The 23,351-nt window shown below is 66.6% G+C and carries 26 protein-coding genes; 16 read left to right on the top strand and 10 right to left on the bottom strand.

Features of this window, described 5'->3' with window-relative positions; translation table 11 throughout:
* Position 1: 1 nt before the first annotated feature.
* Complete coding sequence (locus ACIP5Y_RS29065; protein ID WP_400354799.1) at positions 2–892, bottom strand: sigma-70 family RNA polymerase sigma factor; 891 nt, start codon at positions 890–892, stop codon at positions 2–4.
* Between the two features lie 36 nt (positions 893–928).
* Between ACIP5Y_RS29065 and ACIP5Y_RS29060 the strand changes: the two genes are divergently transcribed.
* The 9 genes from ACIP5Y_RS29060 (at position 929) to ACIP5Y_RS29020 (ending at position 8,508) form a co-directional block, all read left to right on the top strand.
* Positions 929–1,360 carry a DoxX family protein gene (locus ACIP5Y_RS29060; protein WP_400354798.1) on the top strand — a complete coding sequence of 144 codons (432 nt, stop codon included), beginning with the start codon at positions 929–931 and terminating at the stop codon, positions 1,358–1,360.
* Between the two features lie 58 nt (positions 1,361–1,418).
* Positions 1,419–1,988 carry a peptide deformylase gene (locus ACIP5Y_RS29055; RefSeq protein ID WP_400354796.1) on the top strand — a complete coding sequence of 190 codons (570 nt, stop codon included), beginning with the start codon at positions 1,419–1,421 and terminating at the stop codon, positions 1,986–1,988.
* Positions 1,989–2,091: 103 nt separating this feature from the next.
* Entirely contained in the window at positions 2,092–2,931 is an 840-nt protein-coding gene (locus ACIP5Y_RS29050; RefSeq protein ID WP_400354794.1) for a helix-turn-helix transcriptional regulator, read from the top strand.
* Positions 2,928–4,364, top strand: coding sequence for a Fe-S cluster assembly protein SufB (gene sufB, locus ACIP5Y_RS29045; protein WP_400354792.1), 1,437 nt, complete (start codon positions 2,928–2,930; stop codon positions 4,362–4,364). Before ACIP5Y_RS29050 ends, sufB begins: the two co-directional genes overlap by 4 nt.
* The gene (sufD, locus tag ACIP5Y_RS29040) at positions 4,364–5,542 is read left to right on the top strand and encodes a Fe-S cluster assembly protein SufD (RefSeq protein WP_400354790.1); all 1,179 of its coding nucleotides are present in this window, start codon (positions 4,364–4,366) and stop codon (positions 5,540–5,542) included. Before sufB ends, sufD begins: the two co-directional genes overlap by 1 nt.
* A 36-nt stretch (positions 5,543–5,578) precedes the next feature.
* Positions 5,579–6,349 carry a Fe-S cluster assembly ATPase SufC gene (gene sufC, locus ACIP5Y_RS29035; RefSeq protein ID WP_400354789.1) on the top strand — a complete coding sequence of 257 codons (771 nt, stop codon included), beginning with the start codon at positions 5,579–5,581 and terminating at the stop codon, positions 6,347–6,349.
* Positions 6,350–6,361: 12 nt separating this feature from the next.
* Positions 6,362–7,639 carry a cysteine desulfurase gene (locus ACIP5Y_RS29030; protein WP_400354788.1) on the top strand — a complete coding sequence of 426 codons (1,278 nt, stop codon included), beginning with the start codon at positions 6,362–6,364 and terminating at the stop codon, positions 7,637–7,639.
* A gap of 3 nt (positions 7,640–7,642) precedes the next feature.
* A complete protein-coding gene (gene sufU / locus ACIP5Y_RS29025) occupies positions 7,643–8,131 on the top strand; it encodes a Fe-S cluster assembly sulfur transfer protein SufU (RefSeq protein WP_400354786.1) in 489 nt (162 codons plus the stop codon).
* 5 nt (positions 8,132–8,136) lie between these two features.
* The gene (locus ACIP5Y_RS29020; RefSeq protein WP_397001853.1) at positions 8,137–8,508 is read left to right on the top strand and encodes a metal-sulfur cluster assembly factor; all 372 of its coding nucleotides are present in this window, start codon (positions 8,137–8,139) and stop codon (positions 8,506–8,508) included.
* A 7-nt stretch (positions 8,509–8,515) separates the two neighbouring features.
* Here ACIP5Y_RS29020 and ACIP5Y_RS29015 read toward each other — a convergent pair whose 3' ends face one another.
* Positions 8,516–9,604 carry an ADP-ribosylglycohydrolase family protein gene (locus ACIP5Y_RS29015; protein WP_400354784.1) on the bottom strand — a complete coding sequence of 363 codons (1,089 nt, stop codon included), beginning with the start codon at positions 9,602–9,604 and terminating at the stop codon, positions 8,516–8,518.
* Positions 9,605–9,667: 63 nt separating this feature from the next.
* Here ACIP5Y_RS29015 and lexA point away from each other — a divergent pair, with 63 nt between their 5' ends.
* Entirely contained in the window at positions 9,668–10,330 is a 663-nt protein-coding gene (gene lexA / locus ACIP5Y_RS29010) for a transcriptional repressor LexA (protein WP_400354782.1), read from the top strand.
* On the opposite strand, the gene ACIP5Y_RS29005 is transcribed toward lexA, so the two are convergent.
* Complete coding sequence (locus tag ACIP5Y_RS29005; protein ID WP_400354780.1) at positions 10,314–11,162, bottom strand: alpha/beta fold hydrolase; 849 nt, start codon at positions 11,160–11,162, stop codon at positions 10,314–10,316. The two genes, lexA and ACIP5Y_RS29005, sit on opposite strands and share 17 nt — an antisense overlap.
* A gap of 98 nt (positions 11,163–11,260) precedes the next feature.
* Here ACIP5Y_RS29005 and ACIP5Y_RS29000 point away from each other — a divergent pair, with 98 nt between their 5' ends.
* The 3 genes from ACIP5Y_RS29000 (at position 11,261) to ACIP5Y_RS28990 (ending at position 13,384) form a co-directional block, all read left to right on the top strand.
* A complete protein-coding gene (locus ACIP5Y_RS29000; RefSeq protein WP_400354778.1) occupies positions 11,261–12,007 on the top strand; it encodes a helix-turn-helix transcriptional regulator in 747 nt (248 codons plus the stop codon).
* 102 nt (positions 12,008–12,109) lie between these two features.
* Positions 12,110–12,565: a DUF4189 domain-containing protein gene (locus ACIP5Y_RS28995; protein ID WP_397001865.1), complete on the top strand. Its 456-nt coding sequence runs from the start codon at positions 12,110–12,112 to the stop codon at positions 12,563–12,565.
* Positions 12,566–12,760: 195 nt separating this feature from the next.
* Positions 12,761–13,384 carry a hypothetical protein gene (locus ACIP5Y_RS28990; protein ID WP_400354776.1) on the top strand — a complete coding sequence of 208 codons (624 nt, stop codon included), beginning with the start codon at positions 12,761–12,763 and terminating at the stop codon, positions 13,382–13,384.
* A 4-nt stretch (positions 13,385–13,388) separates the two neighbouring features.
* Here the strand turns inward: ACIP5Y_RS28990 and ACIP5Y_RS28985 are convergent, their stop codons facing one another.
* The 4 genes from ACIP5Y_RS28985 to ACIP5Y_RS28970 all read right to left on the bottom strand — a co-directional run bounded on the left by ACIP5Y_RS28985 (position 13,389) and on the right by ACIP5Y_RS28970 (position 16,977).
* On the bottom strand, positions 13,389–13,874 hold the full coding sequence (locus tag ACIP5Y_RS28985) for a hypothetical protein (protein ID WP_400354774.1): 486 nt from the start codon (positions 13,872–13,874) through the stop codon (positions 13,389–13,391).
* A gap of 55 nt (positions 13,875–13,929) precedes the next feature.
* Positions 13,930–14,505, bottom strand: coding sequence for a GNAT family N-acetyltransferase (locus ACIP5Y_RS28980; protein ID WP_400354772.1), 576 nt, complete (start codon positions 14,503–14,505; stop codon positions 13,930–13,932).
* Positions 14,506–14,580: 75 nt separating this feature from the next.
* Positions 14,581–15,507 (bottom strand): Ku protein, encoded by a 927-nt coding sequence (locus ACIP5Y_RS28975; protein WP_400354770.1) that lies wholly within the window; start codon positions 15,505–15,507, stop codon positions 14,581–14,583.
* A gap of 219 nt (positions 15,508–15,726) precedes the next feature.
* On the bottom strand, positions 15,727–16,977 hold the full coding sequence (locus ACIP5Y_RS28970) for an SGNH/GDSL hydrolase family protein (RefSeq protein ID WP_400354768.1): 1,251 nt from the start codon (positions 16,975–16,977) through the stop codon (positions 15,727–15,729).
* Between the two features lie 154 nt (positions 16,978–17,131).
* On the opposite strand from ACIP5Y_RS28970, the gene ACIP5Y_RS28965 reads away from it, so the two are divergent.
* Positions 17,132–17,848, top strand: coding sequence for a TetR/AcrR family transcriptional regulator (locus ACIP5Y_RS28965; RefSeq protein ID WP_400354766.1), 717 nt, complete (start codon positions 17,132–17,134; stop codon positions 17,846–17,848).
* 99 nt (positions 17,849–17,947) lie between these two features.
* On the top strand, positions 17,948–19,540 hold the full coding sequence (locus tag ACIP5Y_RS28960) for an MFS transporter (protein WP_400354764.1): 1,593 nt from the start codon (positions 17,948–17,950) through the stop codon (positions 19,538–19,540).
* 208 nt (positions 19,541–19,748) lie between these two features.
* Here ACIP5Y_RS28960 and ACIP5Y_RS28955 read toward each other — a convergent pair whose 3' ends face one another.
* Positions 19,749–20,852, bottom strand: a complete 1,104-nt coding sequence (locus tag ACIP5Y_RS28955) for a nitroreductase family deazaflavin-dependent oxidoreductase (RefSeq protein WP_400354762.1) — start codon at positions 20,850–20,852, stop codon at positions 19,749–19,751.
* Here ACIP5Y_RS28955 and soxR point away from each other — a divergent pair.
* On the top strand, positions 20,851–21,411 hold the full coding sequence (gene soxR / locus ACIP5Y_RS28950; RefSeq protein ID WP_400354760.1) for a redox-sensitive transcriptional activator SoxR: 561 nt from the start codon (positions 20,851–20,853) through the stop codon (positions 21,409–21,411). The two genes, ACIP5Y_RS28955 and soxR, sit on opposite strands and share 2 nt — an antisense overlap.
* On the opposite strand, the gene ACIP5Y_RS28945 is transcribed toward soxR, so the two are convergent.
* Together ACIP5Y_RS28945 and ACIP5Y_RS28940 are read right to left on the bottom strand one after the other, a co-directional pair.
* Complete coding sequence (locus tag ACIP5Y_RS28945; protein WP_400354758.1) at positions 21,400–21,804, bottom strand: NADPH-dependent FMN reductase; 405 nt, start codon at positions 21,802–21,804, stop codon at positions 21,400–21,402. The genes soxR and ACIP5Y_RS28945 overlap by 12 nt on opposite strands.
* 100 nt (positions 21,805–21,904) lie before the next feature.
* Positions 21,905–23,065, bottom strand: a complete 1,161-nt coding sequence (locus ACIP5Y_RS28940; protein WP_400354756.1) for a MalY/PatB family protein — start codon at positions 23,063–23,065, stop codon at positions 21,905–21,907.
* Positions 23,066–23,351: the final 286 nt, after the last annotated feature.

Raw genomic sequence — 23,351 nt, 5'->3', positions numbered from 1 at the left:
GTCAGGCGACGCTCGGGCCGGGGAGCGTGACGTGCAGGTGAGCAAGGGAATCCGGGTCGGCGATCACATCGATGCGGGTGATCAGGTCGCCGTGTACGACGAAGCCCATGATCGAGGGCGGGTGCGGTCCGGCGGCGACGAGCGCGCCGGGGAGCCCGTCCACCACGACGAGTTCGCCGAAATCGGACAGGCCGGCGAACACCACAGCCTGCTGCCCGACGGTGCGTGCCCCGCTGATCGTGATCGCCGTGCCTGCCGGCGTGGCGAAGCGGTCGGCGGCAATGGTGATCTCGGGGTCGAGGAGGGTGAGCAGGGTTTCGAGGTCGCCGGCGCGGGCCGCGGCGAGAAAGGCCCGGACTATTCGTCTTTCGCGCAGGGCCTGCGGGGTAGTGGCGGCGGGGTCCTCCAGCACCCGGTGGCGGGCGCGGCTGGCGAGCAGACGCGCCGCGTTGGGGGAGCGTTCGAGCACGGTGGCGATATCGTCGAAGGGCAGCTGGAACATATCGTGCAGAACGAAGGCGATCCGTTCTGCGGGCGAAAGACGGTGCAGCAGGACCAGAACGGCGCGTTCCAGGGATTCGTTGCGGACGGCCAGATCCTCGGGGCCGTCGTTGGCGGAGTCCGGAAAGACATCCGGTACCTGCTCGCCGAACGGGTATTCGCGGCGGACCTGGCGTTTGCGGAGCATATCGAGGCAGATGCGGGACAGGACCGTGGTCAGCCAGGCGTCCGGGCGGTCGATGTCCTCGGCGCCGGCGCGGTGTAGGCGCAGCCAGGTCTCCTGGACGGCGTCCTCGGCCTCGCCGGAGGCGCCGAGCATGCGGAAGGCGATCGCGCGCAGCCGCGGGCGATGCTCCTCGAACCGGGCCGCCGGGAACGTCCGATTGCTCACAAGACATATCTTGCGCCCGCCGGACGTCTCCCGGGCATGACTACACAGATCATGGAGCCGACCCGCGCCGTTCCGGTCCGCCGGATCCTCTACTGGTCGGCCACCGCGGCCGTGGTGGCCGAATCGGCGGTGGGCGGCTGGTGGGATATCGCGCGGGTCTCGTATGTCCGCGACATCGTCGTGCACCTGGGGTATCCGACGTATCTCCTGGTGATACTCGGCGTGTGGAAGGTGCCGGCGGCGCTCGTGCTGGTGCTGCCGGGGTGGCCGCTGGTGAAGGAGTGGGCTTATGCGGGAATCGTTTTCGTGTACACGGGCGCCATCGCCTCGCACCTGACGGTGGGGTACGACCGCTGGGAGGTGGCGCTGCTGTCCGCGCTGGTGCTGCTGACCTTCGTGTCGTGGGCATTGCGCCCGCCGGACCGTCGCCTCGCCGGGTCCGCTCGGCGCAATACCGCACGGCCCTGAGCCATAGCCGCAGGCCCTGGCGTCGGCGGCCCGCGCGGGTCTCCTTATTCTGTGTGGAATGGCAGTACGACCCATTCTCATCTGCGGTGACCCGCGCCTGACCGCACCGGCGGTTCCCGTCACCGAATTCGACGACGAGCTGGCCGCTTTCGTCGAGGACCTCTTCGAGACCAATACCGCCGCCCGGGGTGCGGGCCTGGCCGCGAACCAGATCGGTGATCCCCGAGCGGTTTTCGTCTACGACCTGCAGCAGCAGTCGGTGCGGCACCGCGGCTACGTGGTCAACCCGGTGCTCGAGACCTCCGAGATCCCGGAGACCATGCCCGATCCCGACGACGATGTCGAAGGCTGCCTCTCGGTGCCGGGCGAATGGTTCCCGACCGGCCGCGCCGACTGGGCGAAGGTGACCGGCGTGGATATCCACGGTGAGCCCGTCACCGTCGAGGGCACCGGCTACCTGTCCCGCTGCCTGCAGCACGAGACCGATCACCTGCTCGGCCATCTCTACCTGGATCGCCTGATCGGCCGCAATCAGCGCGCCGCCCGCAAGATGGTCAAGGCGAACGGCTGGACCGAGGCCGGGCGATCCTGGCTCCCGGGCGCGGACGCCGACCCTTTCCACGACTGACTCCAGGGATATATTCTCGCCGATTCTGTGTGACAGGTCACAGCCCGCGGCGTCGTCGCTGGTCGCGGGATAGTCGGTCAGGGGACCCTTACTGGAACGCGGAATGGAATTCCGTCACACTGATGTTGTGAAAACCGTGGGTTTGCGGAACGCGAAGGCGGAGTCCGGGCGCCGGCAAGGCGCCCGGACTGTTGCCGTGTCTGCACCCGCCGGCGAAGGTCACACCCGCGAAGCCGTGGTCAAACTGCTGCTGGAGGAGGGTCCGATCACCGCGACCGCCATCGGCGAGCGGCTCGGCCTGAGCCCGGCGGGAGTGCGCAGGCATCTCGAGGCGCTCATCGAATCCGGCGAGGCGCGGGCCACCCGGTCCGCGAAATGGCAGCAGCAGGGCCGTGGGCGTCCCGCCAAGCAGTATCAGCTGACCTCCACCGGTCGCGGGCGCCTGGGCCACGCCTACGATGACCTCGCCGGTGCCGCCATGCGACAGCTACGCGAGATCGGCGGCGACCAGGCCATCACCGATTTCGCCCGGAAACGGGTCGGGGCCATCGTCGCCGGGGTCGACCGCCTGGACCGGCACACGCCGGCCGAGACGGAAGCCAAGGCCGAGGAGCTCGCGGACGCGTTCAGCGAAGCCGGTTTCGCCGCCTCCACGCGGAAAGTCGGTGCGGGAGTACAGATCTGCCAGCACCACTGCCCGGTATCGCACGTCGCCGAGGAGTTCCCGGAGCTGTGCGCCGCCGAGCTGGAGGCCTTCCGGGAGATTCTCGGCACGCATGTGCAGCGGTTGGCGACCATCGCCAACGGCGATTGCGCATGCACCACGCATGTCCCGCTGATGCCCGTTCCGAGCACCGGTGGCGCCCAATCGAATACCGCAGAAACCCCCGTTGCACAGCCCGCAACGACATCTACAGATGACTCCGGAAGGAGTGCCGAATGACGACGACCACCGACCAGGTGCAGCCGCTGTCCCAGGAAGAGACGATTGCCTCCCTGGGTAACTACGGGTACGGCTGGGCCGACTCTGATGTCGCCGGTGCCAGTGCCAAACGCGGCCTGTCCGAGGAGGTCGTACGCGACATCTCGGCCAAGAAGAACGAGCCCGAATGGATGCTCGACTTCCGCCTGAAGGCGCTGCGCATCTTCGACAAGAAGCCCATGCCGAGCTGGGGCTCCAACCTCGACGGCATCGACTTCGACAACATCAAGTACTTCGTTCGTTCCAGCGAGAAGCAGGCCGCCACCTGGGACGACCTGCCCGAGGACATCAAGAACACCTACGACAAGCTGGGCATCCCCGAGGCGGAGAAGCAGCGCCTGGTGTCCGGTGTCGCGGCGCAGTACGAGTCCGAGGTCGTCTACCACTCGATCCGTGAGGACCTCGAGAAGCAGGGCGTCATCTTCCTGGACACCGATACCGCGCTCAAGGAGCACCCGGAGCTGTTCCAGCAGTACTTCGGCTCGGTCATCCCGTCGGGCGACAACAAGTTCTCCGCGCTGAATTCGGCCACCTGGTCGGGCGGTTCGTTCATCTACGTGCCGAAGGGCGTGCACGTGGACATCCCGCTGCAGGCCTACTTCCGGATCAACACCGAGAACATGGGTCAGTTCGAGCGCACGCTGATCATCGTCGACGAGGATGCCTACGTGCACTACGTCGAGGGTTGCACCGCGCCGATCTACAGCTCGGACTCGCTGCACTCCGCGGTCGTGGAAATCGTCGTGAAGAAGGGCGGCCGCTGCCGCTACACCACCATCCAGAACTGGTCGAACAACGTCTACAACCTGGTCACCAAGCGGGCCAAGGCCGAGGCGGGCGCGACCATGGAATGGGTCGACGGCAATATCGGCTCCAAGGTCACCATGAAGTACCCGGCCGTGTGGATGACCGGTGAGTACGCCAAGGGCGAGGTGCTCTCCATCGCGTTCGCCGGTGCGGGTCAGCACCAGGACACCGGTGCGAAGATGCTGCACCTGGCGCCGCACACCTCCTCGACCATCATCTCCAAGTCGGTGGCGCGTGGTGGCGGTCGCGCCTCGTACCGCGGTCTGGTGCAGGTGAACAAGGGTGCGCACGGCTCGAAGTCGACCGTGAAGTGCGATGCGCTGCTGGTGGACAACATCTCTCGCTCCGACACCTACCCCTACGTCGACATCCGCGAGGACGACGTGACCATGGGCCACGAGGCCACGGTTTCGAAGGTGTCCGAGGACCAGCTGTTCTACCTGATGAGCCGCGGCCTCACCGAGGACGAGGCCATGGCCATGGTGGTGCGCGGCTTCGTGGAGCCGATCGCCAAGGAACTCCCCATGGAGTACGCCCTGGAACTGAACCGCCTGATCGAACTGCAGATGGAAGGAGCCGTCGGCTGATGACGGTCGAGAATGTAGCCGTTGCGGCCGAGGCCCGAGTGCCGGCGGTCAACAAGGGTGAGGTGTTCGCGTCGTTCGACGTGAACGCCTTCGAAGTGCCGTCCGGGCACGACGAAGCGTGGCGCTTCACCCCGTTGCGTCGCCTGCACGGCCTGCACGACGGCACCGCGGTGCGCGACGGGCAGGCCACGGTCGAGGTGAACTCGGTCGAGGGCGTCACCGTGGAAACGGTGCAGCGCACCGACTCCCGCCTCGGCGAGGCCGGTACCCCGACCGATCGCGTTGCCGCACAGGCGTACTCGGGTTTCGAGCAGGCGACCATCGTGTCCGTCGGCGCGGAATCCGAAGTGGCGCAACCGGTCGTCGTGACCATCACCGGCCCGGGTGCGGGCAAGACCGCCTACGGTCACACGCAGGTCCGTCTCGGGAACTTCGCCACCGCGCACGTGGTCATCGACCAGCGCGGCAGCGGAACCTACGCGGAGAACGTGGAATTCGTGCTGGGCGACAGCGCGAAGCTGGATGTCATCGTGGTCCAGGACTGGGCCGATGACGCCGTGCACGCCACCGCGCACCACGCGAAGCTGGGGCGCGACGCGACCCTGCGGCACGCCAATGTCACCCTCGGTGGCGATCTGGTGCGGCTGACCGCGACCGTGCGCTACGACGGCCCCGGCGGGGACGCCGAACTGCTCGGCCTGTACTTCGCCGATGACGGCCAGCACTTCGAGCAGCGGCTGCTGGTCGATCACTCGCAGCCGAACTGCAAGTCCAACGTGCTGTACAAGGGTGCGCTGCAGGGCGATCCGGCCTCGAACAAGCCCGATGCACGCACCGTGTGGGTCGGCGATGTGCTCATCCGCGCCGCGGCGGAGGGCACCGACACCTACGAGGCCAACCGCAATCTGGTGCTCACCGATGGTGCGCGCGCCGACTCGGTGCCGAACCTGGAGATCGAGACCGGCGAGATCGTGGGCGCCGGGCACGCCTCGGCCACCGGCCGTTTCGATGACGAGCAGCTGTTCTACCTGCGTTCGCGCGGCATTCCGGAGGAGGCGGCGCGACGGCTGGTCGTGCGCGGCTTCTTCCACGAGATCATTCAGAAGATCGCCGTGCCCGAGGTCCGGGAGCGGCTCGAGACGGCCATCGAGGCCGAACTCGCCGCCGTCGGCGTCTAAACCAAACTTCCCATCCCGCAAAGGAATCCGAATTCGATGACCACCCTGGAGATCAAGGACCTGCACGTCGAGGTCGCCAACCCGGACGAGACCGGCGAGCCCATCAAGATCCTGAAGGGCGTGAACCTGACCGTGAAGTCCGGGGAGACCCACGCGATCATGGGCCCCAACGGTTCCGGCAAGTCGACCCTGTCGTACGCCATCGCCGGCCACCCCAAGTACACGGTGACGCAGGGCTCCATCACCCTCGACGGTGAGGACGTCCTGGAGATGACCGTGGACGAGCGCGCGCGTGCGGGCCTGTTCCTGGCCATGCAGTACCCGGTCGAGGTCCCCGGCGTCTCCGTCTCGAACTTCCTGCGCACCGCCGCCACCGCCATCCGCGGTGAGGCGCCCAAGCTGCGCACCTGGGTGAAGGAAGTCAAGGAGAACATGGCGGAGCTGGACATCGATCCGGCCTTCGTCGAGCGCTCGGTGAACGAGGGCTTCTCCGGCGGTGAGAAGAAGCGCCAGGAGATCCTGCAGCTGGGCCTGCTCAAGCCGAAGATCGCCATCCTCGACGAGACCGACTCGGGTCTGGACGTGGACGCGCTGCGCATCGTCTCCCAGGGCGTCAACAACTACCGGGAGCGCGAGAACGGTGGCGTGCTGCTGATCACCCACTACACCCGCATCCTGCGCTACATCCAGCCGGACTTCGTCCACGTCTTCGTGAACGGCCGGATCGTCGCCGAGGGCGGTGCCGAGCTGGCCGAGGAACTCGATGCGAACGGCTACGTGCGTTTCACTTCCGCTGCTGCTGTTTAGGAGCTCACGATCATGACCACCACGGTGCAGAATTCCCGGCTCGCCGGGGAGCCCGCCTTGGATGTCGCCCGGATCCGGGCCGACTTCCCGATCCTCAGCCGCACGGTGCGCGACGGCAAACCCCTGGTCTATCTGGACTCGGGCGCCACCGCGCAGCGGCCGATGGAGGTCCTGGACGCGGAACGTAACTTCCTGATCCGGAACAATGCGGCGGTGCACCGTGGTGCGCATCAGCTGGCCGAAGAGGCCACCGACGCCTACGAGGGCGCGCGCGCCGATATCGCCCGCTTCGTGGGCGTGGAGGCGTCGGAGATCGTGTTCACCAAGAACGCGACCGAATCGCTGAACCTGGTGACCTACGCCTTCGCCGACGACCGGTTCCCGTACCACGTCGGCCCCGGCGACGAGATCGTCATCACCGAGCTGGAGCATCACGCGAATCTCGTTCCGTGGCAGGAACTCGCGCGGCGCACCGGCGCCACCCTGAAGTGGTTCGGCATCACCGATGACGGCCGCATCGACCTGGATTCGCTCGAGCTATCCGCCGCCACCAAGGTGGTCGCGTTCTCGCATCAGTCGAACGTGACCGGTGCGATCGGCCCGGTGGCCGAATTGGTGCGCCGGGCAAAGGAAGTCGGCGCGCTGGTGGTGCTGGACGCCTGCCAGTCGGTGCCGCACATGCCGGTGAACTTCCGTGAGCTGGGCGTGGACTTCGCCGCCTTCTCCGGGCACAAGATGCTCGGCCCCTCCGGCGTGGGCGTGCTGTACGGCCGTTACGCGCTGCTGGAGCAGACTCCGCCGTTCATCACCGGTGGCTCCATGATCGAGACCGTCTTCATGGACCACTCGACCTACGCCGCCCCGCCGCAGCGTTTCGAGGCCGGCGTGCCGATGACCTCGCAGGTGGTCGGATTGGGCGCGGCGGTGCGGTATCTGGAAGCGATCGGCATGGATGCCGTTGCGGCGCACGAGCACCGGCTCGTCAGCGCGGCCATCGAGGGCCTGAGCGCGCTGGACGGCGTGCGCATCATCGGCCCGACGGAGAACGTGAACCGCGGTGGCGCGGTGAGTTTCGTCGTCGACGGGATTCACGCGCACGATGTGGGGCAGATCCTGGATGACGAGGGCGTCGCGATCCGGGTCGGCCACCACTGCGCCTGGCCGCTGCACCGTCACTTCGGTGTCGCCGCCACCGCTCGCGCCTCCTTCGCCGTGTACAACACCCTCGATGAGGTGGACGCACTGGTGGCCGCGGTGCGGAAGGCTCAGAGCTTCTTCGGAGTTGCATAGATCATGCGCATGGAGCAGATGTACCAGGAAGTCATCCTGGACCACTACAAGCACCCGCACCACCGGGGACTGCGTGAGCCCTTCGGTGCGGAGGTGCACCACGTCAACCCGACCTGTGGTGACGAGGTGACGCTGCGCGTACACATCGACGACAACGGCGATGTGAAAGACGTGTCCTACGACGGGCAGGGCTGCTCGATCAGCCAGGCCTCCACCTCGGTGCTCGCCGACCAGGTGATCGGCCTGCCGTTGCAGCAGGCGCTGAAGACCGTCGAGGCCTTCGACGAGATGATCACCAGCCGCGGCACCATCGAGGGCGACGAAGAGGTGATCGGCGACGGTGTGGCCTTCGCCGGCGTCGCCAAGTATCCGGCCCGCGTGAAATGCGCACTGCTGGGCTGGATGGCGTTCAAGGACGCCGTGGTGCGGATAGCCTCCGCGGAGGAATCCAAGCAGGCCATGGGCAACGGCACTACAGGCAACGGGGAGTAGAGAACATGAGCGAAACCGAGCAGCAGGCCCAGGAAGCGGCGCCGGTGGAACTGACCGCCGAGGAGATCCAGCACCTCGAGGACATGGAAGAGGCGATGCGTGACGTCGTCGACCCCGAACTCGGCATCAATGTGGTCGACCTCGGCCTCGTCTACGGCATGGCCTTCGAGGACGGCATCGCCAAGCTCGACATGACGCTGACCTCCCCGGCCTGCCCGCTGACCGATGTCATCGAGGACCAGTCCCGCAATGCCCTGGTGCGTTCCGGGCTGGCCGAAGAGCTGCAGATCAATTGGGTCTGGATGCCGCCGTGGGGCCCGGACAAGATCACCGACGACGGCCGCGAACAGCTGCGCGCCCTGGGCTTCACCGTCTAGTACCGGATCAGTACTGGATCGCGCGGTCGATGGGATAGCGATCGCCGAAGCCGGAACGGTCCTGATAGAAGAAGTTCAGGACGAGATCGTCTGCGATACGGAACAATTCGTCCCGGCCCTCCAGCGGAGCTATCCACTCCATCGGCAGGGCCGAGACGCCGTACATGGCGCCGAGTAGATTGCCGGTGACCGCTCCCGTGGAGTCGGAATCGCCGGAGTGGTTGACCGACAGCAGTAATCCGGCGCGGATATCCCCGGTCCGATAGGTGTGCAACGCGCAGTAGACGGCAATGGCCAGGCACTGCTCGGCACACCAACCCGCACCGACCATCTCGAGCCGTTCCGGCGTGGCCTCGCCCAGATGAGCGATGGCGAGCGCGCCGCTCAGCGCCGACACGGTTTCGGCGCTGGACGGCATGACCGCGAGCCGATCGATGGTGTCGCGCACCGCGATCGGCAGTTCGGCGCCGCCGAGCACGCTGTCGACAATGGTCGCGAAGGCGCCCGCGGCCAGATACCCGGTCGGGTGGCCGTGGGTGATCTGGGCGCAGCGCATGGCGTTGTAGAACGCGCGATCCGGACCGGCGCCGGTCAGGCCGAAGGGTGCGGCGCGCATGACGCTGCCGCAGCCCTTCGATTTCGGATTCACCGGTCCCGGTTCGCCGAACTCCAGCGGCGGCAGGTACTCGTCGACCTGTTGCCGCAGCCCGCCCAGGCACGCATTGCCGGGCGCGCGTACCGCGTACAGGAACGGCAACCCGGCCAGCCAGCCATCGGCGTGCGGATCGGGCTTCTCCTGCCGCTGTGTCGCATACCAGCGCAGGTAGGCCCGCCGCAGCGCCGGCGCCGGATCGGTATCGGCGGGACTGCGCAGCAGCCCCTCGGCCGTGAACAGGGTCATCTGGGTATCATCGGTGATCTGCTGCGGCGCCCCCGGCGTCACGTTCGGCAGGTAGTCCATGACGCCTGCCGCCCCGTAGCGCCCGCGAATCTGCTTCAGTGTCAAGAACTCGATGGGCCACCCCAGAGCGTCCCCGATCGCCCCGCCCACCATGGACCCGCGTACCCGGTCGAAAAGCTTCTCGTGATCTTGCACGCCACAAGCCTATTCAAGGCGGCGCTGCGGCAGTATCCGCGCATACGCCATTAGGATGCCCCGGTGACCGGATACGACGACTTCGACGGGTTCGAACATTTCGACACCTCCACCCTGCCCGAGCGGCAACAGCGGATTCTGCTGACCATCCGGGATTGGGTGCAGCGGCACGGGTATTCGCCCAGCACCCGGGAGATCGGCGAGGCCGTGGGGCTGAAATCGTCGTCGACGGTGTCGCGGCATCTGAAGGCGCTGGAGGATCAGGGCATCCTGAAGCGCAGCGAGTCGGTGACCCGGCCCATGGACGTGCGACTGTTCCTCAAGGCGGGCGCGCCGCAGCAGCAGAACGCGGATTCGGTGTCCGTGCCCGTGGTCGGCGATATCGCCGCGGGAACGCCCATCCTCGCCGAACAGCACACCGACGACGTGCTGTCGCTGCCGCGCGAACTGGTCGGCCGGGGAACGGTTTTCGGGCTCCGGGTGCGCGGTGACTCGATGGTCGACGCCGCCATCTGCGATGGCGACATCGTCGTGGTGCGCCAGGAACACGAGGCGCACAATGGCGAGATCGTGGCCGCCATGATCGACGGCGAGGCCACCGTGAAGGTGTACCGGCGCGCCAACGGCCACGTCTACCTCGAACCGCGTAACCCCGCCTACTCCGTTATCGACGGTGACAAGGCCATGGTGCTGGGCAAGGTCGTCTCCGTCATGCGGCGCGTGTGATCCAGTCGATGATGGTGCTGGCGACCAGCTGAGCGTCATCCCAGGTCGCCAGATGGCCGAGACCGGGCAGCACCCGGTACTCGGCGGTGGGCAGCTCCGCCCGGAAGCGTTGCGAGCAGGTCTCCTTGGGGACGACGCGGTCGAATTCGGGCCAGGCCAACAGGACCGGGGCCGCGACCCGATCGAGGTCGGTGACGGTCAGCCGGTCGGCGCGGAGCATGGCGATATCGGTCGCGAAGAAGGTGCCCGAGGACATCACCTCCGCCATGCCCAGCACCTCCCGGGCGGGCACCAATTCGCCGCGGCGGAACGAATTACGCATGACGTAGCGGCGCAGCAGCGGCCGCGCCACCACCGCCGGCATGATGCCGGCGGTGCGCTCGATGAGCTGGTGCTGGCGCACGAAGCCGTCGGCGATGCGGTCCGCGTCCCGGCTGCCGTCGGGCCAGCCGCCCACCGGGCCGATGGCCACCACGCTGCGGGCGCGCCCGCGCTTGGCCAATTCCATTGCGAGCGTGCCGCCTCCGGAGATACCGGCCAGATGGGCGTCCTCGATCCCGAGTTCCTCCAGGTACTTCTCGAACACGTCGGCCATGCTCGCGATGCTCGGCTCGGGGTCGCGGAACTCCGGCGCGTGCGGATGGCCGGGCAGGTTCGGCGCGATCACCTGGTAGCGGGCGACGAGTTCGGGCAGCACCGGCTGCCAGATGTGCCAGCTGAGGTTGGGTGCGTGCAGCAGCACCAGCGGCTCGCCGGCGCCGGCGCGATAGAGCCCGGGTGAGCTGCCGGGTGCGCGCACGTCCCGCTCGGCATCATTGCGCAGCGAGGTCATGGGAAGTCCTTTCGTGCTGCCGCGGTGGCGTATTCATGCCGACGGCCGGCCGGTCGACGCGGTCGCGTCGTATGAATAGCCTGGTTGAGGTGTTGAGTGTGGCGCTTCCGGAAACGTGCGGTGATCCGGTGATCTGGGTGCGGCCCGATTCGATCGGGTACTTCGGGCCGGATCTCGGTGTGGCGCTGCACTCGACCTCGGTCGCGGTGCTCACGGTCGGCGTGGACGGGCCGATCCTGCTGGAGGCGCCCGAATGCCCGGGCGCCACCGCGCGCAGCGTGTACGCCCCCGCGCGGGCCTCGCATCGAATCATCGCGCCGGAGAGCAGGATTCTGCTGTTGTTCCTCGACCCGGCGGGCCCGCGGGCCGCGGACACGGCGGCGGCCATGCGGGAATTCGCCGGTCCGTTCGGACTCGGGCATCGGCGGGAACAGGCACTGAGCACGGCGTGCCTGGCGGGCGCGGACCCGGCGGTGGTGGTGCGCGCCGCGGCGGGCGCCGCCATGGCCGCGGATCCGCGGATCACGGCACTGGCGATCGCAATTCGATCCGATCCCGGCCGGGAGTATCGGGCGCCCGCCACCGCGGCGGAGCTCGGGCTGTCGGCCTCGCATTTCCTGCGGCTGTTCGCGCAGTCGACCGGCACCACCTTCCGTCGGTACCAGCAGTGGGCGCGGTTGCGGCATGTGATCGGCGGGCTGGCGGCGGGCCATGACCTGACCAGGAGTGCTATCGAGGCGGGTTTCGCGTCCCCTTCTCACTTCAGTGACACCTTCCGGGAGACGTTCGGAACCTCGGCGACGGCGGTGCTGGAGGCGGGTGTCCGATTCGACATCGGTGCCTGACCGGAATATCGTCCCCACCAAAAGGGCGGGTCGGATTGGACAACCGGGTTCCGCTCGACCATGATTCGTCCCGTTATCACCTTTCATCACGGGGAGTATCGAATGTCGTTGCTGCGCAAGGCCGGTGTCGGCCTCGCCGTCACATCGATGGCCGCGATGGGCGCGGTGTCCGCCGGTTCCGCCAGCGCGGCGGACAATGAACCGGTGTTCGTCGCCACCTCGGGCGATCTCTACGGCGCCCTGGCGCTGTCCCGGAGCTCCGGAAATGTCGCTTACGCGGTCAATTACGGCGGTTATGACGGCGCCGATGACGCGGCCGTCAGCAAATGCGGCGGCGGTGACTGTCAGGTCGTGGTGCACTTCGCCAATGCCTGCGGTGCCGTCGCTCAGGGCGCCGACACCCGCTTCGGGTGGGCGTGGGCGCCGAGCAAGGTGGAGGCCGAGTCGGCCGCCGTCGACGCGCTGGGCAAGAGCGCGCCGTCCTTCCCGGATTCGGGGTCGGCCTCGCCGCGCCAGGCCAAGGTCATCCTGTCCGCTTGCACGGACAACGCACACTAGAACGCCGGAAACGGCGGGATCGTGATCCCGGTCGAGGTCGTGGGAACGGAAGCCCCGTTCCCGTGGCAGCGGCCGGGATTTTCGTGTTCATGGTTGCCGGTCGGTTTGCTTCCGTGAGTGCCGGTCGGTTTGCGTTTCTGGTTGCTACAGTCCATTTTCCAGCAAACTGGCCGCTCGGCCGGAGATGATTTCGTAGTGGACGACATCACCTACGAGGACACCCGATTCGCGTTGCACGCGGCGGCCGAGCTGCTGATCGCCGGCCCGCAGTACCGCAGGTTCGGCAGCATCCGCATGCGGATCGTGCTGGGTGGCTTCTCCGGCATCAAATGGCCGGTGTCGGTGACGGGCACCGATCTGGTGTGGCCGCAGGGCCGCATCCGCCTGCACGGCACCTACAGTGAGCTCGCACTGGCCGCCGGCTTCGCCGCCGACGGCCCGCCCGACGGCCTGTACACCGAGGGCACCCATATGGATCCGGACGAACCGTTCACCGTCGACGATATCGCCGCCTCCACCGTGCACGACTGGTTCGCGGTGGGGGACACCGCCTTGCGCCGTTTCGCCGAGGAGCAGCCGGTGCTCTGGCCGGAGCACTTCGACCTATCGGTCGCCGTGGACGAGGTGAATTACGGTGTCTCCCCGGGTGATTGGGAAAACCCGCAACCCTACGCGTATGTGGGCCCGTGGACGCGCCGCCACGGCGAGTTCTGGAATGCCCCGTTCGGCGCCAAGCGCCCGCGCGCGGAGGTGCCCACGGTGGAGAGCCTGCTCGAGTTCTTCCGCGAGGGCCGGATCCGCGCCGCCGAGGATGCCTAGCGGATCACGGATGCGTAGGTAGCTGATCGGTCGACCGATTCGCCAGTGCCGCTTCGACATTGGCAATGCCCGCCCGCACCCCGAGTCCGTACTCGTCCTCGTCGAGCACGTGCAGCCGTTCCGTGGCCTCGTCCAGATGCCGTTGTGCCGTATCGAATGCACCCAGGCGCCGGTAATTGTCGGCGAGATTCAGATGTAGCGAGGGATAGACACCCTGCACGCTCAGCGATTCGTGCTCCTGCTTGGCGCGCTCGTCGGTGAGTGCGTCGGCCGCGTCCAGCGCCCGGATATCCCAGGTCAGCGCGTCGGCCGCGTGCTCCTGCAGATCGGCGAGAAAGTGCGCCAGGCTGACCCGGTGCAGTGCGTCACCGGCTGCCCCGATCCGCTCCCACAGGGCGGCGAGCTCGGTGCGGGCGCGCACCGGATCCCCTTGCCGCCCAAGGGTTACAGCATCATTGATGGCGGCCATGGTCTCGTCGACTGAGGTCATGGCGACACCGTACGCGCGGGGACCGACAGACTCCGGCCCCGCGCGGGGCCTCCGGCTAGCGGGTCACCCGGCCGTGGCGGCCGTCGCCGGCGATCCGGCCGCGGCGGATGAGGTCGCGCTTGGTGCCGGGACCCAGGGTGACCTGCTCGTCGCCGGCGACCGTCTCGTCCGGGTTCGGCCGCACGAACAGGGTCACCGTGGTGCCCTCGGTGAAACCGTTCTTGCGCATCATCGACGCCGAGGCCACATTGTGGTTCTCCACATCGGTGACGATGCGGCGCGCGCCGTGCTTGAAAAGCGTGTCGCAGCAGGCGGTCATGAGCTTGCCGGCGACGCCGCGGCCCTGCATATCGGGGGAGACCGCGATCCACTCCAGATAGGCCCAGTCCTCGCGCAGCTCGAATTCCATGGAGGCCAGCACGAATCCGACCACCCGATCCGAATCCACCGCCACCCAGCAGGATTTGCCCGCACTGTCCAGGTGCTCGGCCACCGAGGTCAGCGACCACGAGGTGTAGGGCTTGGCGTAGGTGTCGAACACCTGGTAGCCGAGGTCGATGACCTGGCGCAGATGCCCGAGCCCCATGGGGACGATGGCGATCTCGGAATGGATGGATATGTCGGATTCCATGACGCCTAGTTTGCCAGGTAGCTGCTGTTCGGGCGTGGACCCTCCGGGTGTGCCCGCCGAGCGGCCGCCGTGCTATCAGGCGCCCTTGCGGGCCTGTTTGCTGGGCGCCTTCTTCGCGGCCTTCTTGGCCGGCTTCTTCTCGGCAGTGGCTATCTCCGGTGCGGCCTTCGCCGCCTTGGTGGCCTTGGCCGGTGCGGCGGGCGCGGACTTGGCGGCGCGGCGGCCGGAGGCTTCGAGGCTGCGCTGCAAGGCCGCGACCAGGTCCACGACCTCGGCGTCCATCTCCGGCGCGGCCGCCTCCGGAGCCCGGGTCACCTTGCTGCTGCCGCTGGCAATGGCCTCGTCGAGCAGCCGCTTCAATTCGATCTGATATTCGTCGACGTAGAGGCCCGGATCGAAATCATCGGACAGCGTATCGACCAGGGTCTCCGCCATCTTCAATTCCTGCGCCTTGGGTTCGCCGACCCCGTCGAGTTTGTCGAAGGCGACGGCCCGCACCTCGTCCGGCCACAACAGCGTCTGCAGCACCAGCACCCCGTCGCGCACCCGCAGCGCCGCCAGCCGCGTCTTCTGCCGCAGCGTGAAGTGCACCAGCGCCACCCGATCCACCTCTTCGAGCGTCTTCGCCAGCAGCACATACGCTTTCGGCGTGGTGGAATCCGGTTCGAGGTAATAACTCTTGTCGTACAGAATCGGATCGATCTGATCCGACGGCACGAACTGCAACACCGGAATCTCGTGCTTCTCCGCCGCCGGCAGTTTCGAGAAATCCTCATCGGTGAGAATCACCCGATCACCCTCGGGCGATTCATAAGCCCGATCGATATCCGCATACTGCACCGGCTGCCCATCCACCGTGCACACCCGCTCGTACCGGATCCGCCCCCCATCAGCGGCATGCACCTGATGGAACTTGATGTCATGGTCCTCCGTGGCCGTATAAACCTTCACGGGAACATTGACCAGCCCGAACGCGATGGAGCCCTTCCAAATGGACCGCATTGTCCGATGGTACTTCGGACGGCGTGTCCTGGTCAGTAACGCACGGCCGACCTGCGGTTTCAGGTGGCTGCGGGTTGTTTGTGGGTGGTTGGTAGTTGTCGTCTGACGGCCTGTGGACGGCCTGGAAATCGGTTCGGAAGCGATTGCCGTGGTAGATCATCGATTTCGAGCGGGTGGCGTTCTCGGGTCACGAATGCCTGCGATTATTTGCCGTGGGTGTCAGAGGGTGGCGATGTTGATCGCTTCGGCCATCGCGTGGTAGCCGGCATCGTTGGGGTGGAGATGGTCGCCGCTGTCGTAGGCGGGTGCGAGGATCTCCGGGTTGGTGGCATCGGTTACTGCTGCGGCGAAGTCGACGACGGCATCGAATTGGCCGGAGGTGCGAATCCATTCGTTGATGGCGTGCCGTTTGGTTGCGGATCGGGCGCTGTAGTGGTCGGAGCCGCCGAAGGGGAGCAGGGTGGCGCCGATGATGCGAATGCCCTTGTTGTGGGCCTGGGTGATCAGGTTCTGGTAGCCGGTGATCACTTGTGCGGCTGAGACATCGGGGTCCGGCTTGTAGGTGGGCTGATCGGTCTCGCTGAATCCGAGGTCGTTCACCCCTTCCAGCAGGATTACCGAGCGCACACCGGGCTTGTCCAGCACGTCGTGGGAGAAGCGGGTCGAGGCGCGGTCTCCGTACCAGGCTGAATCGTTGAGCATCAGGTTGCCGCCGATGCCTTCGTCGAGGACCGCGCGTTGCCGATCGGCGTGCACGAGTCGATCGGCCAGCTGGTCGGGCCAGCGGTGATCGGCGCGGGGCGTGGAGGCGAATCCGTCGGTGATGGAGTCTCCGAAGGCGACGACGGTGTCACGGCGCGGTGCCGGGCCCGCTACTTCGACGTCGGTGAGGTAGTACCAGGAGTTGGTGTGTGCGGCGAAGGCTGCGGCGGCCGGGTCGGACAGGTGGTCACCGGTGGCGAGGTAGCTGTCGGTCCAGGCCTGGGAATGGAAGGTGGCCGGGCCGGTGGTGGCCCTCAAATACAGTGTTACCGTTACGTTTTCGAGCTGAGTGACGTGCAGAGGTGCGGGATCGCTGGTCAGCTCTGCGCCCGCGGGAATGGTGACCTTGCTCGTGCCGGCAAAGGTCAGCGGATGCAGTGTCGTCGCTGTGATGGCGGCGCCGGTATCGGTCGCCGCGACGGTCGACCCGGTTACCTCGAGCGGTCCGAGGCCATAGTGGTTCGACAGCCGGATGCGGACCTGGTCGCCGCCGTTGGTCAGGCGCACCACCTGGCGCAGCGTCTGATCGGAGAATCCTTGCTCGGACCAGTTCGGTCCGAACCCCGCGCTGGGACGTTGTGGTGCACTGGACCACGCCGCCGACCATGCCGGCTGCTGATCGTGGTGGGCTGCAGCAGTGGTGCAACCGGAAAGAACCAGTGCGCCAGCGGCGAGAACGGCCATGCCCAGTTGTCCTGAAGTTCGCATTTCTTCCTCATCCAGTCCCTGTGATCGATCGTCTCGATCACCAGCATCTGTCGTTAACGGAACTGTAGACCCATTAATTCCGCCGGTTTCCGAATCTCGAACCCGCTCGAGAACTGGTTGACCAAAATAGAAATCTGGTCATATAGTCAAACCCATGCGGGAATCACAGCGTCTCCGGACCGGCACCGACGCGCGGGCGGCGCGCGCCGAACTGATCCTCGATGTCACCGCCGAGCTGTTGCAGTCGCACGGGTATCGGCGGGTCACCGTCGACGACGTGGCCAAGCGTGCCGGAATCGGCAAGGGCACCATCTATCTGCACTGGAAGACGCGGGAAGCGCTGCTGTGGGCGGTGCTGCGGCGCGAGACCACGCGGTTGATGCAGACCCTGGTGGCGGCGCTGTCGACCGATCCGGAATTGGCTCTGCCACACCGGTTGATGAGTGCGATCTTCGTCGAGGTGTCGCACCGGCCGCTGGTCAAGGCACTGCTGTTGTCCGATGTCGAAATTCTGGGCGTGCTCGCCGAAGACGAGGCGGTCGCCCTCGCTCAGCGCGAGCTCGCCGGCAACGAGAACTACTTCGAACTCGTCCACGAGCAGGGCCTGCTGCGCGCGGAGCTCGGTGTCGAGCAGGCGGGCTGCCTGCTCGAGAGTGTCATGCAAGGCTTCTTCGCTGCCGCGGAATCCTATGAGCAGGCAGGGATGAGTCTGCGCGAGCGCGCCGACCTGCTCGAATACACCTTGCGCCGCACCTTGGAGAAGGACGGCCCGGCGCCCGCCGCGGCGGTGCGAGCGCTCAATACGCAGGTCATAGCGCTGTTCGAGGCCATCGCGGCCCAAGGGCAAGGCGAGGTGCGCGCCAGCGAATGAGTTTGCCCCAAGTCATGGGGTGAAGTACCCCGGGGATCGGGAGTCCGGCAAGACAAGTCCGATCCCCGGGGACAGATGACTGGCTGAAAGGAGCCAATCATGTCCAACTCTAGGTCCGATGTGTCGGACCGGAAAACTATCGACTCACCGGCGTCGACCGTGTCGGCGGGTCCCGCCGGGCGGTCGACGGGTCGTTGGCTCGGCCTGGCCGCGCTCACCCTGAGCTTTCTGGTGGTCGGGCTCGACAGCAATATTCTGATCACCGCCCTGCCGACCCTGTCCACCAAACTGCAGGCATCCACCAGCCAATTGCAGTGGATCACCACCGCCTACAACCTGGTCTGGGCCGGACTGCTGCTGCCGATGGGCACGTTGGGCGACAAGTTCGGTCGCCGCAAGACGTTGCTGGCGGGTCTGGTTCTCTTCGGTGCCGCCTCGATCATCGCCAGCCAGGTCGACACCGCCGGTGAACTGATCGCCATGCGCGCCCTGATGGGCGCGGGCGCGGCGGTGATCATGCCGATGGGCATGGCGATCCTGCCGGTGCTGTTCCCGGTCGACGCCGATCGCCGCCGCGCAGTGACGGTGACGACGGTCGGCGCGGTGGTCGCGCTGCCTGCCGGCCCGCTGCTGGCCGGATGGATACTGCAGCACTTCTCCTGGGGCTGGGTCTTCATGATCAATGCTCCGGTCGTGGCCCTCACCGTGATCGGTGTCTGGGCCTTCGTGCCCGAGAGCAGAAATCCCGCCGACCCGCGCCTGGACTGGCAAGGGGCGATCCTGTCCGGTGCCGGCATCGTCGCCCTCACCTACGCGATCATCGAACAGCCCGCCGATGGGTGGGGCGGGCGTGTGCCGGCCGCACTGATCGGCGGTGCGATCCTGTTGTGCGCCTTCGTGTTCCGCCAGCGGCGCAGCCGGTCGCCGCTGATCGATCTGCGCCTGTTCGGCAATCGCCTGTTCACGTGGGGGACGATCGCTTTCGCGGTGATCAGTTTCGCGATGAGCGGAGTGCTGTTCCTGCTCACGCCGTTTCTGCAGATCGTGCAGGGCAGCGACGCACAGGGCACCGGTCTGCGGTTGCTGCCGATGATCGGCGCCATGCTGGCCGGAGCGGGTATGGGCGAGACCTTCGGGGTGAAAATCGGTGTCCGGTACGTGATTCCGGCCAGCATGCTGATCGGCGGGGGCGGGCTGCTGGTGCTTGCTCAGGCCCATGCCGGGAGCGGCTACGGCATTGTCGCGCTCGGGTTGTCGGTGTTCGGCCTGGGGCTGGGGCTGGGACTGCCCTTGGCTGCCGATACGGTCCTGGGCACGCTGTCCGAGCATCAAGCCGGCATGGGCAACGCGCTCTCGCGCACCTTGCAAAGTATCGGCGTGGTGCTGGGTACCGCGGTCCTGGGCAGTGTCCTCAACGGCGTCTACCGCGCCGGACTCGGCGACGCACTGCACGGGCTGCCCGCCGATGCGGGCGGCGCGGCCCGGGACAACATCGCCGGGGCGCACGCGGTCGCCGCGACGCTGCCGGCCCGCCTCGGCGCCACACTCACCCACACCGCCGACAGCGCCTACGCACACGGCATGGCACATGCCACCTACACCTGCCTCGGTGTGCTGATCGTCGGCGCGCTTCTGACCCTGCAGTTTCTGCCCGGCCGTCTCGACAGCGCCCCCGAGACGCCACGCGATTGATCCGACGACCTCGGCCCGCGCACCGTTCTCCACGACGGTGCGCGGGCCAAGGTGCTGTTCGAGAGCCCCGATGCGGCACCGGTGCAGGGTCGAGTACACGTCCGCGGCATAGAGGTCGAAATATGCAAGTGGAACGGGTACTCGACGGCATCGATGGCGATCGACAGGGCGGGTTCTCATCGGTAGCTCGGCAAAATCGAGAGTTTCTCTATCGGGCAGTGGTGAGAGGCTCGATGATCACGATCGGGATGTCTCGAGCCGTTTGGTGTCGATAGGTGTCGTAGAGCGGGAATATCGATGCCATGTGTTCCCAGAGCCGACCTTTCTCCGCGGTGGTGGCGGTGCGCGCCGTTGCGGTGAACTGCTCGCTCTTGACCTGGACGGTGATTCGCGGGTGGGCGAGCAGGTTGAGATACCAGCTGGGATGTTGTGGCGCGGCAGCATTCGAACCCACCACGAGGTAGTTGTCGCCGTCTCTGCCATAGATAAGCGCCGTGCGACGCAGCAGACCCGATTTGCGGCCGAGAGTGGTGAGTAGCAAGGTCGGCGATCCGTGATAGATGTGGCCGCTGGCACCGTCGGTTTCGACGTAGGAGCGGACGTGCTCCGATACCCAGTCCGTCGGACTGTCCTGCACTTTCGTGAGGATCGTATCCGAGACGACCTCAGTGTCGGAGGGGCCGGGCAGCGGCGAGGAGAGACTGCCCAGCATGGTGTAGCGCCGGAATCGGCTGCCTTTCACACCGGGAAAATCTCGGACGCGCTGCCATCCCGGTGCGGACCCCACCATGCCCAGGGTGGATCGTTCCAGGGCATCGATATGGGCCTGCGCGTCGGTCCACTCGGCGAAGGGCATTGCCCAGGTGCCGTCGGTGCTCACGTGGAAGTGGCCGGAGATCCCGCCGGGCGCCGGATCGGTTTCCTCGGCCATCGCCTCGAGTACGGTGTCGATCCACTGCCGCTGCCGCTGCGGATCGGGGCCCTGGAATTCGATATTCAAAACGACCGTGCAACCTGGCACCGGTCGATCCGGGCCGGCGACGCTGCGGTACAGGTGATACTCGATCGGTTCGGTGCCGGCGAATCCGCTCACGAACTCACGCCCTGACGCGCCTTCGGCCCACTGGCTGTAGGTCAGCACCTTCTCGCCGTCGATACTGAGGAAGGCACTGAGCGAGACCAGTCCGGCCGGCCAGGCGGTGTGCGCCAGCTCGGCGAGCTTGTCCTGCACCACTTTTCGCTGGTGTGCAGGTGATTCGGTGACCAGCACCGTGTGGGCGTCCGGGCGGGTGATATCGGGTGGCAGATCCATGGTGTTCTCCTTGATCGAATGTGGTTGTCGGCTGGTTATTCGTCGTCGGGACAGCGTCGAACTTGAACACGTGTTCAAGTCAAGTAGCGTGATCTTCATGGCATCGCTACCCGCGCAGACCTGCGAGCTCACGATCGGTGAATTGGCCGACCGTAGTGGGGTTCCCGCCTCGGCATTGCGCTTCTACGAACGACAGGGGCTGCTGCGCAGTCGGCGCACCAGCGGCAATCAGCGCCGGTATCGACGCGAGACGCTGCGGCAGGTGGCCTTCATTCGCGCCTCGCACAACCTCGGCATTCCGCTCACGGTGATCGGTGATGTGCTGGCCCTGCTGCCCGAGGGGGTGGAGCCCACCCAGGAATTCTGGGTTCGGGCATCGGATTGCTGGAGTGCTGAAATCGATAGACGCATCCAGCGGCTCGAGCGGATGCGGGATCGGTTCACCCGCTGCATCGGCTGTGGCTGCCTTTCGTTTCAGGAGTGTGGGCTGGTCAATCCCGGTGATCAGCTCGGGCTGGAAGGCGTGGGGCCGCGACGACTCTTCGACTCACCCGACTGAGCCGAGCCGAGATCGGCGGCGAGTGTCCTGTCCGTGGAACGCGCATAGTGTTGCGGCCGTGGGGATAACAGTTCTCTGTAGCCGAATGACTATCTGCGCCTGATGAATTCGCTGTGCCAGCCGCGGGCCGCGTGGGTGTTCAGGCGCGGCGTACGGGTGCTCGGCGCGTGCCGAACGCAAGGCTCGGCCCCACCACTCGATCTGTTCGAGCAGCTGTTCGGCAGCTGTTGTGGAGGCCTCGGGGTCGATCGGTGTGCTCGATGCGTCGAACTGTTGCGCGGCGCCGTGGAAGCTGACCGTGTCGCGCAGGGTTACCGCGTGCGGCTCGGCGAAGACCTGCCGCAGGTGCTCCACGGCGCGCAGTCCGCCGGAAAGACCACCTCTCTGCAGCAAGACATTTCGGTAGAACAATATGACAGACTCCCGTGGGGCCCGTGGTCTCGACACGGGCCAAACGGGGTGTCGGGCGAGATAACCGGTGGCGGCCCGGCTTTCAGCAGTATTCGGCGATTCGAGTGATGGCTTCGGTGAGGGTCTCCGGCGCGCAACCGAAGTTCAGCCTGGCAAAGCCGGGGGAACCATAGCGATGCCCGGCATTGAGGGCGACCTTGGCGGTGGCGAGGATGTGAGCGGCCGGATCCTCGCCCCATCCGAGTTCACGAAGGTCGATCCAAGCCAGAAAGCTGGCTTGCGCCGGTATGCACTGTGCCACAGGCAGATGCTTCTCCAGAAGTTCAGCGAGCAGGACCCGGTTTCGGTCCAGGATGTCGAGGACCTCGGCGAGCCAGGGATCGCCCTCGTTCAACGCGGCGACGGTGGCGATCACACCCAGATGCCCGGTGCGGTACAGGCAATGCGGGGAGAGCCGGTCGACGTATCGTCTCGGCGCCCGGTCGGCGGTGACGATGACGGTGGCCTTGAGCCCGGCCAGATTCCAGCCTTTACTGGCCGACAGGAATGAGAATCCCCAGCGCCTGGCGTCGTCTGAAACCGACAGAAAGGGGACGAACTCCGCCCCGGCGAGCACGAGCGGAGCGTGGATCTCATCGGCCAGTACGAAAACCCCGTACCTGTCGGCCAGTTCGGCGAGTGCGATCAGATCCTCGCGCGGGTGTACCAGGCCCAGCGGATTATGCGGACTGCACAGCAGATAAGCCCTGGCCCCCTCGGCGAACGCCTGCTCGAGAGCGTCCAGATCCAGACGCGGGCCCGGGTAATCGTCCTCGGCGCGCGGCGTTTCGGTCAGCGGCACCTGCACGAGGTGGGCTCCTACCTCGCGTACCCACCAGGAGAACGGCTCGTAGACCGGGGGACTGATCACTACCGCGTCTCCGGGGGCAACGATGCGGCGCAAGGTTTCCACGATGCCGATCCCGACATCGGCGACGGTGTGCACGCCGGCGGGGTCGAGGCGCCAGCCCCAGGTGCGGTCGGCAAAATCGGCGACCGCGTCGGCGAGGTCACCGGTCGGTGCCGCGTATCCGGTATCGGAGCGGCGGATCGCGTCATGCAGGGCGGCTGCGACCGGCTCGGCGAGCGGGAAGTCCATCTCGGCGACGGTCAGCGCCAGGATGTCCTCGGGGAAGGTATGCCACTTCGCGCTTTGACGTCGGCGAAGCTCGGCCAGTGGAGGGATCTGGAAGGTACTGGTCATCAGGCGGCTCCTACAGATGGGCTCGGTGATCGGGACCCAACGATTCAGCGACGGGCACCCCCATCGTCATCACCGGGCACGAAGTTGCGCTTCCGATGTACCGCCAAGTGATGACGAGAATCCGCCACGAGCCCACAAAGCCTTCGACCCCGACCTACACCACCCGCCGCGCCGCCCCCTGTTGTACACGCGCCGCCTCTGTACGGCAGCCGACAGTTGGAACGCGCCTGAAGCTGTTGCAGCACAGCAAGATACTTCTGTCGATCCGCGGCTGCACGGGGGCGGG

The sequence above is a fragment of the Nocardia sp. NPDC088792 genome, from assembly GCF_044750615.1.
Classification (GTDB): domain Bacteria; phylum Actinomycetota; class Actinomycetes; order Mycobacteriales; family Mycobacteriaceae; genus Nocardia.
Note: the sequence above shows the minus strand (reverse complement) of the source record. Positions and strands in the feature narration are given on the sequence as shown.